General features: G+C 62.0%; 12 protein-coding genes. 5 read left to right on the forward strand and 7 right to left on the reverse strand.

What is annotated here, in order from left to right; translation table 11 throughout:
• Positions 1-11: 11 nt before the first annotated feature.
• From E4K09_RS23045 to E4K09_RS23065, 5 genes are read left to right on the forward strand one after another with little or no spacing between them, the layout of a single operon-like run.
• Positions 12-611, forward strand: coding sequence for a histidine phosphatase family protein (locus E4K09_RS23045; protein ID WP_134500026.1), 600 nt, complete (start codon positions 12-14; stop codon positions 609-611).
• A complete protein-coding gene (locus E4K09_RS23050; RefSeq protein ID WP_134500027.1) occupies positions 608-1,717 on the forward strand; it encodes a CgeB family protein in 1,110 nt (369 codons plus the stop codon). The genes E4K09_RS23045 and E4K09_RS23050 overlap by 4 nt, the downstream gene beginning before the upstream one ends.
• Before the next feature lie 3 nt (positions 1,718-1,720).
• A complete protein-coding gene (locus E4K09_RS23055) occupies positions 1,721-2,533 on the forward strand; it encodes a nucleotidyltransferase family protein (RefSeq protein ID WP_134500028.1) in 813 nt (270 codons plus the stop codon).
• Between the two features lie 7 nt (positions 2,534-2,540).
• Positions 2,541-3,314: a TIGR04290 family methyltransferase gene (locus E4K09_RS23060; protein ID WP_134500029.1), complete on the forward strand. Its 774-nt coding sequence runs from the start codon at positions 2,541-2,543 to the stop codon at positions 3,312-3,314.
• Positions 3,311-4,243: a glycoside hydrolase 5 family protein gene (locus E4K09_RS23065; RefSeq protein ID WP_134500030.1), complete on the forward strand. Its 933-nt coding sequence runs from the start codon at positions 3,311-3,313 to the stop codon at positions 4,241-4,243. The genes E4K09_RS23060 and E4K09_RS23065 overlap by 4 nt, the downstream gene beginning before the upstream one ends.
• 103 nt (positions 4,244-4,346) lie before the next feature.
• On the opposite strand, the gene E4K09_RS23070 is transcribed toward E4K09_RS23065, so the two are convergent.
• The 7 genes from E4K09_RS23070 to E4K09_RS23100 all read right to left on the reverse strand — a co-directional run bounded on the left by E4K09_RS23070 (position 4,347) and on the right by E4K09_RS23100 (position 12,221).
• Positions 4,347-5,375, reverse strand: coding sequence for a Gfo/Idh/MocA family protein (locus E4K09_RS23070; protein ID WP_134500031.1), 1,029 nt, complete (start codon positions 5,373-5,375; stop codon positions 4,347-4,349).
• Complete coding sequence (locus tag E4K09_RS23075) at positions 5,372-6,328, reverse strand: MDR/zinc-dependent alcohol dehydrogenase-like family protein (RefSeq protein ID WP_134500137.1); 957 nt, start codon at positions 6,326-6,328, stop codon at positions 5,372-5,374. Before E4K09_RS23075 ends, E4K09_RS23070 begins: the two co-directional genes overlap by 4 nt.
• A gap of 150 nt (positions 6,329-6,478) precedes the next feature.
• Positions 6,479-6,796, reverse strand: coding sequence for a hypothetical protein (locus E4K09_RS23080; protein WP_244610646.1), 318 nt, complete (start codon positions 6,794-6,796; stop codon positions 6,479-6,481).
• 50 nt (positions 6,797-6,846) lie between these two features.
• Positions 6,847-7,308 (reverse strand): hypothetical protein, encoded by a 462-nt coding sequence (locus E4K09_RS23085; protein WP_134500032.1) that lies wholly within the window; start codon positions 7,306-7,308, stop codon positions 6,847-6,849.
• A 97-nt stretch (positions 7,309-7,405) separates the two neighbouring features.
• Positions 7,406-8,950 carry a SpoVR family protein gene (locus tag E4K09_RS23090; protein ID WP_134500033.1) on the reverse strand — a complete coding sequence of 515 codons (1,545 nt, stop codon included), beginning with the start codon at positions 8,948-8,950 and terminating at the stop codon, positions 7,406-7,408.
• The gene (locus tag E4K09_RS23095) at positions 8,947-10,245 is read right to left on the reverse strand and encodes a YeaH/YhbH family protein (RefSeq protein ID WP_134500034.1); all 1,299 of its coding nucleotides are present in this window, start codon (positions 10,243-10,245) and stop codon (positions 8,947-8,949) included. The genes E4K09_RS23090 and E4K09_RS23095 overlap by 4 nt, the downstream gene beginning before the upstream one ends.
• Positions 10,246-10,274: 29 nt before the next feature.
• Positions 10,275-12,221: a PrkA family serine protein kinase gene (locus E4K09_RS23100; RefSeq protein ID WP_134500035.1), complete on the reverse strand. Its 1,947-nt coding sequence runs from the start codon at positions 12,219-12,221 to the stop codon at positions 10,275-10,277.
• Positions 12,222-12,423: the final 202 nt, after the last annotated feature.

The raw sequence follows: 12,423 nt of genomic DNA on the forward strand, positions 1-12,423 counted from the left end.
AGGCGTCGGCCGTGAGCACCACCTTCTTCCTCGTGCGCCATGCGGCCCATGACCGGGTCGGCACGGTACTGTGCGGGCGCATGCCGGGCGTCCGGCTCGGCGAGCTAGGTCGGGCGCAGGCCCGTGTCCTGGCGCAACGATTCGAGAGCGAGAACGTGGTCAGCATCCACACCTCTCCGCTTGAGAGGGCCGTCGAGACGGCCTCGCCGATCGCGGCCAGTCTCGGCAGGGTCGCCGAACCCTCCGACGACATCATCGAGATCGATTTCGGCGCATGGTCGGGGAAAACCTTCGACATGCTGTCCGACGATGAGCGGTGGCGCGCCTGGAACAGCAGCCGCAGCACCAGCCGTCCGCCCGGCGGCGAGACAATGCTGGAGGCGCAGGCACGCATCATCCACGGCATGGAGCGGCTGCGAAGCCTCCATGCCGAAGGCTCCGTCATTCTGGTCAGCCACAGCGACGTGATCAAGGCTGCCCTGCTCTATCACCTCGGCATGCCGATCGATTCCTATGGACGGCTTGAAATTTCACCCGCTTCCATCAGCACGCTCGTGGTCGGCGATTGGGGCTCCAAGGTTCTTCGGATCAACGAGGTGATCGCCGCATGAAGCTGGTCGTATTCGGTCTCACCATCTCGTCGTCCTGGGGCAATGGCCATGCCACCCTCTGGCGCGGCCTGTGCCGCGCTCTCGCCCGTCACGGGCACAGGGTCGTCTTCTTCGAAAAGGACGCTCCCTATTACGCCGCCAACAGGGATGTCTTCGAAATTCCAAACGGGGACCTCGTCCTGTACGAAACCTGGGATTCCATCGCAGCGCGCGCGAAGGCGGAGCTGGCCGACGCCGATGCGGCCATGGTGACATCCTATTGCCCGGACGGATTGCAGGCGACGGACCTGGTGCTCGACACATCGGGGATCGTTCGCACGTTCTACGATCTCGATACTCCCGTCACCCTGTCGAAGCTCCAGGCCAGGGAGGCGCTCAGCTATATCGGTCAGCGCGGGCTGCAGGAGTTCGATCTCGTTCTCAGCTACACGGGTGGCGGTGCCCTCACAAGGCTTCAATCGGAACTTGGCGCGCAACGCGTGGTGCCACTTTACGGGCATGTCGATCCGCAAGTTCACCACCCTGTGGCGCCTGTGGCGCATTACGCCTCCGATCTCTCATACCTCGGGACTTACGCCGCCGATCGGCAGGCCACTCTCCAGCGGCTCTTCATCGATCCGTCCGGGCTTCGTCCCAAGCGGCGCTTCCTGATCGGAGGCGCGCAATACCCGGACGACTTCCCATGGCAGTCGAACATCCATTTTGTTCGGCATCTGCCGCCGCCAGAGCACCCGGCCTTCTTCTCGTCCTCGCGGCTCACCCTCAACGTGACGCGCCAGGCCATGGCGGACATGGGCTGGTGCCCGTCTGGGCGCCTCTTCGAGGCATCGGCGTGCGGCGTGCCCATCCTGTCGGACGATTGGGAGGGTCTCGACAGTTTCTTCGATCCTGGCAGCGAAATTCTCATTGCAAGAACGACCGAGGATGCCGTCGCGGCGCTCGACCTGTCCGATGCCGAATTGAACCGCATCGCCCGGGCCAGCCGGGAACGAACACTGGCCGAGCACACATCCGAGCATCGCGCGAGAGAGCTCGAATCCCTCCTTGCAGGCGCGAGTTCAACACCATGTCGGCCGGGGCATTCCAGCATCATGATGGAGGCGTGAACCATGTGGGGAATCATACCCGCAGCCGGGCTCGGCAGCCGCATCCAGCCATTGGCTTTCTCAAAGGAACTCCTGCCTGTCGGAAGTCGCCTCGACAACGGTGTCGAGCGGCCATGCGCGGTGAGCGAATACCTCGTGGAGCGCATGATCCATGGGGGCGCGGACAAGATCTGCTTCGTCATCTCCCCGGGCAAGTCGGACATCATGGAATATTATGGAGCAAGCTATGGCAGCGCCTCCATAGCCTATGTCGTTCAGCCACAGGCCCGTGGATTGTGCGACGCGATCTTCCAGGCGGCTCCGCTCATCCCATCCGACGAAAGCGTGATCGTCGGACTGCCGGACACGGTGTGGTTCCCCGAGAAGGCTTTGGCGGAGCTTCCCGAAGGCCAGCTTTCGTTCCTTCTCTTTCCCGTCGACAATCCGCAGGTCTTCGACGCTGTCGTTCTCGACGAAGCCATGCAGGTCCAGGAAATCCAGGTGAAGCGGGAGGATGCCTCATCGCAGTGGATCTGGGGCGCCTTCAAGATGCCCGGACACATCCTGGAAGCCTTGCGGCAGCTCTGGCTCTCGCGGGATCGCCAGGACGAATACTTCGGCACTCTCGTCAATGCCTATCTGGCGCAAGGCGGCCAGGCTGTCGGCGTCAAGGCCGGAGAGGCCTATGTCGACGTTGGAACGCTTCACGGCTATCGATCGGCCATCGGCCTCCTGAGCGAAGCCGCCGAGCACGACACGATCACCGGCGCACGCGTCGCCCTTGGCTGGCCCGCAGGGCGCCTGCCCCGCGGGCTCCACGACTTGAGCAGGGAGTAACTTTCCGATGAATGCCATGGACCCTATGTCTCCCGACGAAATCAGAAGAAAGGCCGAAGCTCTCGGACCCTGGTTCCACAACATGGAAATCAGGGAGGGCGTGTGGACGGCCCCCGATCACTTCCTCGGAAATTACCCGGCCATCAAGTGGAAGAGTTTCTCCGCTGCGATCCCGCAGGATCTCACCGGCAAGAGCGTGCTCGACATCGGCTGCAATGGCGGCTTCTACTCGATCGAGATGAAGAAGCGCGGCGCTGAACGCGTGCTCGGGGTCGATTTCGACGATGCCTATCTCGCACAGGCCCGCTTCGCGGCCGAGGTGATGGGTTACGACATCGAGTTTCGCAAGCTCTCCGTCTACGACCTCGGCCAGCTCGGCGAGACGTTCGACGTCGTGATCTTCATGGGCGTTCTTTATCATCTGCGTCACCCGCTCCTCGCTCTCGACCTGATCCACCAGCATGTAGCCAAGGACATGCTGGTGTTCCAATCCATGCAGCGCGGCTCGAGCGAGACGATGCCGGTCGAGGAGAACTATACCTTCTGGCAGACCGATCATTTCGATGATCCGCGCTACCCGAAGATGCACTTCATCGAGCATCGCTACGCGGATGATCCGACAAATTGGTGGGCGCCGAATGCGGCCTGCGTGGAAGCCATGCTCCGCAGCGCCGGCTTCGAGATCGTCGAGCATCCGGAATCCGAAGTCTACATTTGCCGCCGTGTCGACGCCCCGCCTGGCGCGGGAGCGGTCTATCCGGCCCAGGGGAGAACCGCATGATTGAAGCTGCAATGATCTGGAACGAGCCCAACAACAAATCCCATTGGGACCCGGAAATCGATCCGGATTGGCGGCTCTTCTCGGAAATGGCGATCGCCGCCGGGCGGGCCATCAAAGAGGTCAATCCCACTTTGCCGCGGGTTCTCGGAGGCATCTCGCCCATCGACCCCGGCTTCATCCGAAACCTGAAGGAACGCGGCGTGCTCGACCACATCGACGTGGTCGCGGTCCATGGTTTCCCGCTCGACTGGAACCTGTGGCAGATCCATGAGTGGCCTGCGAAGGTCGACGAGATCCGTGCGGTCACCGACAAGCCGATCTGGGTTACGGAGGTGGGCATCTCGACCTTCGGCGCGGAGGAGGTGCAGGCCTGGGGCCTGAACCGCACGGCGGAACTGCTCATCGGGCACGTTCCGAAGATCCATTGGTACAGTCTCTACGATCTGCCCCGAGCGTGGGAAGCCACCACCCGCCACCGGGAAGCGGAAGGCTCGTCCTACTACAGGCACTTCTACATGGGCCTTTTGCGGGAGGACGGAACGCCGAAACCCGCCCTCAAGGAATATGAGAAATACGCCGCCGAGATGGGTCTTTGCCAGTGGTTCCACTTCGAGGACCACCGCCTCGACGATGCGGTTGCCTGGATGAAGCGTCTCGGCGTGAAGTATCTGCGCACAGGTCTTTCCTGGGCGGACAGCTTCCGCCCCAACGCACTCGATTGGTTCGACCGCCAGATGGAAGCGCTCGCGGATTTCGACGTCACGGTCACCTTCTGCTTCACGCCGGAACATCGCGGGATTGCCCCGCACCACACCAGCCCACCGCAGGTGAACGAGGAATTCGCCGAATTCTGCGCCAGCATGATTCGCCGCTATGCGCCCCATGACAGCGCAAGCCCGAACGAGAAGAAGGTGCTGGAGATCCTGTGACGATTCTTCATCTCTGAGGCCAATCGCAACGGGAATGCGGGCCAAGGAAAAGGCGGCTGAACAATCAGCCGCCTTTGTTCGTGAGGACCTCCTCGATCCTGGGTCACCTGCCGTAGATGCGATCCAGCACGCGGGCGACCGTCACGAGTTCGTCGGCGGCGGGATCGAACCGCTCTCCGGCCGCCAGACGGGACGCCCAATCGGCGGCGGCGCGCCCGCCCCATTCGTCGGGTGGCGTGGTGAGCGTTTCCCGTGACGTGCCCCGATACTGCTCGGCCGTGAAATCATAGAACGAGCCGCTCACATTGCGCAGCGATACGCCACCTTGCGTTCCGTAGAAGGTCGCAGAGATGACGGCGTCGCAGCCCGCCTGAAGTTTCCACGAACAGGCGAGCTGAACGACCGCGCCGGTGTCGAGCTCCACGGTCGCGACCGCGTAATCCTCCACCTGAGCAGCGCTGTCCTGGAGCGGCTTGCCGGCCGCGAAGAGCTTTCCGGAAACCGAACCGATTCCGGGATTGTCGAGCACCCACAAGGCGAGATCGACCAGGTGAACGCCGAGGTCCATGACGCATCCACCGCCCGAAAGCACGGGATCGTAGAACCAGGGCTTGTCCGGTCCATAAGCGTTGTGGAACACGAGGTCGACCGCATAGATGTGGCCCAGTTCACCGGAAGCCACGATCTCGCGGATGCGGCGCATGCCTTGCGTGAACCGATAGGAAAGGTCGACGCACAGCAGCCGGTCGGCCCGCCGGGCCGCGTCCACGACGGCCTTCACCTCCGCGACGTTGCGTCCAAGAGGCTTCTGGCAGAATACGGCGGTGCCGCGTTCGAGGGCATGGATCGATTGCTCCGCATGCATCGCGCTGGGCGTAGCGATCACCACGCCATCCACGCCAAGATCCAGGATGTCGTCCAGGGTCGACACGAGCGTCGCCCCTGGCGCGAGCTTTCCTGCCTCCGCGGCCATCTCCGGCGACGGGTCGGCAATGGCCGCCACGTCGACCGCCTCCGTTCCGAGGATCGCCCGCATGCGGTGCCGGCCGATCCAGCCCACGCCAAGAAATCCGAGGCGCGGGCGAGCCGGAACGGTCTTCGTGGACGTCTTGATCAGAGCCTGCCGTGTCATTGGAACGTCACCAGAGCCTTGAGGAAGCCGTCCGGCCGATCACGGGTGGCGTCGAGCGCTTCGTCGAGACGGTCCAGCGGGTAGGTATGGGTATAGAGCGAACGCGGATCGAGCCGCCCTAACGCGATGGCATCGATGGCCTCGCGGATGCCCTGCATATAGAGCTTGGGATCACGCTCGTGAGCATTGATCACGTCGATCCCGCGCCAATTCCAGAGCCACATATTGACCTGCCGCGGTCCGTCCTGATGATAACCGGCGACGATCAGCTTGCCACGCTCGCGGGTGAGCTCGCCGGCAAGATCGAGAGGCCATTGCTTCCCGACGGCCTCGATCACGCGATCGCAGAAGATGCCGCCCGTCAGATCCTTCACCGTCTCGATGATGGCGTGGTGATCCTCCATCGGGATCACTTCGGCAGCGCCCATCCGCCGGGCGAGGTCGAGTGAGAAGGGGCGCCGTGAGATGGCGATCACCCGTGCTCCGGCATCGGTTGCGAGCTTGGTGAGGATCGCGCCCAGAAAGCCGATCCCGATGACGGCGATCGTCTGCCCGGCCTGAATATCGCTGCGGCGAAAGATGTTCATGGCACAGCCGAGAGGCTCGCCGGGAAACGGCTGCCCCGCAAGAGCGTCGGGCAGGCGAGCCACGGAATCCACGTCGGCAATGTCGTATTCCGCATAGGACTTGTATGTGAGAGCCGCGACCCGGTCGCCGACCACCAGTCCTTCCACGCCTTCGCCGACGGCGTCCACGACACCCCAGGCCTCATGCCCGAGGGAGCCTGGCTCTGTAGGGAACTGCATCCAGTCCGGCCCGGCCCAGGGCGTCAGATTGGACGCGCACACGCCGCATCCTTCGAGACGAAGACGCACCTGCCTCGCGCCAGGCGCAGGAAGCCCGATCTCCTTGATTTCGATCTGCCCCGGACCGGTGAGAACGGCTGCTCGCATCCTGGCTGCCGGCTCGCTCGACAGACCGCCTGCGGCGTCCGTGCCAGCTTCCGCGGAAGCGGCAAATGCGTCGTTGTCCAATAGCTTATCGTTCAACAAGTCTTCATCTCCACCTCTGTTCCCGAGCAATTAGGGACAGGGTGAGAGACTTCAAGGCTTGGCTGTTGTCTCCTGCACGTGCGCGACATAGCGCATGCGTGCCGCGCTGTCGGGCGCCAATCCCTCGGCGTCGCACCAGCGGGCGAACCGGGAAGGCTCGATCAGGATCCGCTCGATGTCGAGACCCGCCTGCTTCCCGACGTTCTCGTTGTTTTCTGCGGCCGCAAGCCATTGCTCATAGGTCGGGGCGAGGTTATGGCGGTCGGCCATCATGCTGCGGATGTCCGGGTAATCCTCGCGATTGTACCACGGCAGTCCGATCTTTCGTTTTGGCTCCGGCACCAGGTTCTTCCACACGTCAAGGGGCACCGAACCCTCGCAGCCTTTAGCGCGCGAGGGCTCGATGCAGTCTCGGATCGTCAACTGAAAAGGTAGAGCACCGCCGGAACCGTGGCCAGGATGCCGGCCGACGTGAACAATGCCAGACGATGATCGGGATTGGCCAGGCGGCGCACCTTGCGGGCTGTGACGCTTGCCTCCATGCTCCAGCCATTCATGCAGGAGCAAAGGAGCCGATGGGCCGAGCGTTCGGAGAGATCGAAATACTCCATGGCGTCGCCCAATCTGTCGCCCTTCAGGCCGTCCGCGCGGAGAATGGGGTCTTCGAAAGCAACCGTGATGGGAGATTCGTCGGATCTCAGCTCAGGCCTTTTCTCTTCAGGCGTGAACTCGATCTCGCCGAGCGAGCGCAGCCGCCGCTTCGGCTGGCGCTCCAGGAGTTCCGCCCAGCGCTCAAGGCGCTCGCGCCGGGACAGGAAACCTTGCTTGAACTCATGTACCTCAGCAACGCCACGCAGTGTCTCTACAGGCTTGTGTTCCATCGGTATTCTCCGCAATGGGAGCCGGCCCTGAAGCCAAGGCCTAGCCCTGGAGAAGAGAGCTTGAAATGAGTCATAGGCTTTTTTACGTCAATGGCGATCAAAAGAGCGTCTCATGAGGATGAGCGACATGCTCCTGGAAGATAGCTCCGGTCGCGGCCTCTACCTCCTTGAGAACGACGTCATAGCCCCAGAGATTGGCGATCATCTGCAGAACGCGCTGCGCATCGTCCTTGTGCAGAAGGGTGCGATTGAGAACGTGGTGATGAAGGATGAGGCGCCGATCGCCGGCGAGGTCCACATCCACGACCTGGATGTCGGGATCGGTCCACCCGACATCGTATTGGCGCGACAGCGAGCGGCGCAGGCGACGGTAGCCGCGCTCGTCGTGAATGGCTTCGATGACGAGCTCCGGATGATCGGGGTCGTCCACAAGGTGGAACAAACGCCATTGCCGCATCAGGTGCGGACTTAAGTATTGCGAGATGAAGCTCTCGTCCCGGTAGTTCGCCCACACATTGCGAAGCACCCCCATAGCATCGTCGCAGCCTGCGATGTCCGGGAACCAATCACGATCCTCGGCGGTCGGGCGCGTGCAGATGCGCTCGATGTCCTGCATCATCCCAAATCCCAGAGCGTAAGGGTTGATGCCGCCGTAATGAGGATCGTCGTATTCCGGTTGGCGGGTGACGTTGGTATGTGATTGCAGGAACTCGAAGAAGGCGCCGTCGCTGATTTGCCCCGTTTCGTGGAGCCGGGTCATGATGCGGTAGTGGCAATAGGTGGCGCACCCCTCGTTCATGACCTTCGTCTGACGCTGCGGATAAAAGTACTGCGCGATCTGACGGACGATGCGCAGGATTTCGCGCTGCCAAGGCTGGAGGCGGGGCGCTGATTTTTCCAGGAAGTACAGGATATTCTCCTGAGGCAGCTCCAAGAGCGCACGCCGGCGCTCGTCGCTTAGGGCAACCTTCGGGGCGCCGCCCTTCGAAGGAACTGTGCGCCACAAGTCGTTGAAGGTCTGCTCCCGGTGGATCTGCCGCTCCCGCTCACGGCGCTCCTCCGAGCGCAGATCCGGACGCTTCTTGCGCGGATACCGGTGAACCCCGTGCGACATGAGCGCATGGGCAGCATCGAGCACCTTCTCCACCGCGTTCTGTCCGTGGCGCTCCTCACACCGGGCGATGTAGCTCTTGGCGAATTGCAGGTAGTCGAGGATGCCGTCCGCGTCCGTCCATTCCTTGAAGAGGTAATTATTCTTGAAGAAATGGTTGTGCCCGAAGGCAGCATGAGCGATCACCAGGGTCTGCATCGTCGCCGTGTTCTCCTCCATGATATAGGAGATGCACGGGTTCGAGTTGATGACGATCTCATAGGCCAAGCCCATGAGTCCCTGCCGGTACCCTGCCTCATGCGTCGCGAAACGCTTGCCGAAGGACCAGTGCTTGTAGAACAGCGGCATGCCGATCGACGCATAGGCATCGAGCATCTGTTCGGCCGTGATCACTTCGATCTGATTGGGATAAACATCGAGCCCCAGCTCATCGATCGCGATCTGTTGGATGGCGTCGTAGACGCGCTGGATGGCACCGAAATCCCAATCGGCGCCATGGAACAGCAGAGTGTCTTTCTCGATCAGGCTCATGGCGCCCGTGCCTCGGCATCGCGACGCCGGAACAGCTCGCGGAAGACAGGATAGATCTCGCGGCGGTGGTTGACCTTGCGCATGGCGATATTCAGGCCGTCGTCCTGGAGCGACTCGTAGGTTTGCCACAGGGCCGTCTTGTGATTGATGAAGCCAGCCTGCATGCGGTCATGGTCGCTTCCGACCTCAAGATAGGCATAGTACTGGCAGGCGGGCAGAATCACATCCCTCAGCAGGGCGGCACTGGTTGCGCCGTCGTTGGGCGAGTTGTCGCCGTCCGAAGCCTGGGCGGCGTAGATGTTCCAGTTCTCCGGCGGATAGCGTTCGGTCACGATCCGCTGCATCTCGCGCAAGGCTGAAGAGACGACGGTGCCGCCTGTCTCGGGACTGTGAAAGAACGTGTCCTCGTCCACCTCCTTCGCTTCATGGGTGTGCCGGATGAAGACGATCTCCACATGTTTGTAGCGCCGGGTCAGGAAGATGTAGAGCAGCATGTAGAACCGCTTGGCCAGATCCTTCATGTGCTCGGTCATGGAACCGGACACGTCCATGAGGCAGAACATGACGGCCTGGGCCACAGGCCGCGAGACCGGCTCGAACCGGCGATATCGGAGATCGACCGGATCGATGTAAGGAAAGCGCCGCGCCCGCAGGTTCAGTTTCTCCAACTCCTGGCGCAGCTCCAGAATCCTCTCGCTCTCCCCCTCCTGTTCGAGGAGCGCAATCTCCTCCTTGAGCTTGGCAATCTCGCTCGGTTTCGGCCGCCGCATGGCGATGCGCCGGGAAAGAGCGTTACGCATGGAGCGCAGCAGCGCGAGGTTGACGGGTGACCCGGTCACGGAATAGCCCGCACGCCGCATGCCTTGAACCTCGACGGTTGCCAGACGACGCTTGGCGAGATCGGGAAGCTCCAGATCCTCGAGGAAGAGGTCCAGGAACTCCTCGCGGCTCAAGGCGAAGCGAAAGTCGTCCTCTCCCTCCCCACTGTTGCCGGCGGAGGAGCCCCCACCGCCTCCGCCCGGAGGACGATCGATGGTATCGCCTTCCACAAAGCGCTTGTTGCCCGGGAGGATGTGGTCGTTGATGCCGCCCTCGCCCGAGCGCCGGAAACTGGGCTCGCGCACCCCATCGGCCGGAATCGAGACCTCTCCGCCTCTTTCCAGATCGGTGATGTCGCGGTCGCCGGCCGTCTGGCGCACGGCTCGCTGGATTTGCGCCTTGGCGCGACGGAGAAAGCGTTGGCGATTGGCAAGACTCTTGCCGCCGGGATTGAGGCGTCTGTCGATGATGTACATAGGAACGCCTGCTCTGCCTCCGCTTTCTGTCAGCCCGCCTGCTTCACACGCATGTACCATTCCACCAAGCGTCTCACCTGCCGCTCGGTATAGCCACGCTCCATCATGCGCTGCACGAACTCGCCGTGCTTCTTCTCGGTTTCGCTGTCCTTCTTCGATCCGAAGCTGATGACCGGCAGAAGCTCCTCGACCTGCGAGAACATGCGCCGCTCGATGACGTCACGGATCTTTTCGTAGCTCGTCCAGGAAGGATTGCGCCCGTTGTTGCCAGCCCGCGCCCGCAGCGAGAACTTCACCACCTCGTTGCGGAAATCCTTCGGGTTGGCGATTCCTGCCGGCTTTTCGATCTTGGTGAGCTCCTGGTTCAGGAGTTCACGGTTGAGAAGCTGGCCGGTATCCGGATCCTTGAAGTCCTGATCCTCGATCCAGGCATCCGCATAGGCAACATAGCGGTCGAAGAGATTCTGGCCGTAATCATGGTAGGATTCCAGGTAGGCCTTCTGAATCTCGTGGCCGATGAAGTCGGCATAGCGCGGGGCGAGCTCGCCTTTGATGAATTCGAGATAGCGCCTTTCCACATCCTGCGGCAGCTGCTCGCGACGGAGCGATTGCTCGAGAACGTACATGAGATGGACCGGATCGGCCGCCACCTCGATGGTATCGTGGTTGAAGGTCGCCGCCAGAACTTTGAAGGCGAAGCGGGTGGAGATCCCGTCCATGCCCTCGTCGACGCCGGCCGCATCCTTGTACTCCTGAAGGCTGCGCGCGCGCGGGTCGACCTCGCGCAAGCTCTCGCCGTCATAGACCCGCATCTTGGAATAGAAGTTCGAGTTCTCGTGAGGCCGCAGCCGCGACAGAACCGAAAATCGGGCGAGCATTTGCAGCGTGGCAGGAGCACACGGGGCCTCCGCCAGCTCGGAGCTCCGGATCAATTTTTCATAGATCTTCTGCTCCTCGGTGACCCGCAGGCAGTACGGCACCTTGATCACATAAATGCGATCGATGAACGCCTCGTTGTTCTTGTTGGACTTGAAGCTCTGCCACTCCGCTTCGTTGGAATGCGCCAGGATGATGCCCGTGAACGGAATGGAGCCGATATTTTCCGTCCCGACATAGTTCCCTTCCTGAGTCGCTGTCAGGAGGGGGTGGAGCATCTTGATCGGCGCCTTGAACATCTCGACAAATTCGAGGATGCCCTGATTAGCGCGGTTGAGACCGCCCGAATAGCTGTACGCATCCGGATCCGCCTGGGAGAGAGTCTCGAGCTTGCGGATATCGACCTTGCCGACGAGGGAGGAGATATCCTGATTGTTCTCGTCGCCCGGCTCCGTCTTTGCGATTGCGATCTGGCGTAGCCGCGACGGGTTGATCTTCACCACCCGGAATTTGGAGATGTCCCCGCGAAACTCGTCGAGCCGCTTGATGGCCCAAGGGCTCAGCAGGTTGGTCAGGCGCCGCCTCGGAATGCCGTACCGCTCTTCCAGCCCCGGCCCCATCTGCTCCGGATCGAACAGAGCCAACGGGCTCTCGAAGACGGGGCTGATCTCGTCGCCGGCCTTGAGAACGTAGATCGGATGCACCTCCATCAGCGCCTTGAGGCGCTCGGCGAGAGAGGATTTGCCGCCGCCGACGGGGCCAAGGAGGTAAAGGATCTGCTTGCGCTCCTCCAGCCCCTGAGCGGCGTGACGGAAGAAGCTCACGATCATCTCGATCGTCTCTTCCATGCCGTAGAACTCGGAGAAGGCCGGATAAACGCGAATGGTCCGGTTCATGAAGATGCGGCCGAGGCGCGCGTCCTTGGACGTGTCGACGAGTTCGGGCTCGCCGATGGCCGCCAGAATTCGCTCCGGAGCGCTGGCATACATCATGGGGTTGTCGCGGCACCCGTTCAGGTACTCCGCAAGGGACATGTCCGCCTCGCGGCGGTTTTCGTAGGACTTCAGGAAACTCGAGAACAGGTCGTCGGAGTGATGCATGGCGCCACCGAATTCAGATCCCTCTCAGAGATAACGATTCTGCACCGCTAAGGTTGCCCAGACCGGCGGTGCGATGATGCGTCAGAACGTGCCTATGGCAGCTTCCCCTCTTTGCTGGCAGCTTCCGCGATATGATCACGGCGCTCGGATCTGCGAAGGAGCGCCCGTGATGATAGCGAGCCGTCTTTCCCACCTAGCCTCG

Source organism: Microvirga pakistanensis, assembly GCF_004458765.1.
Lineage (GTDB): Bacteria > Pseudomonadota > Alphaproteobacteria > Rhizobiales > Beijerinckiaceae > Microvirga > Microvirga pakistanensis.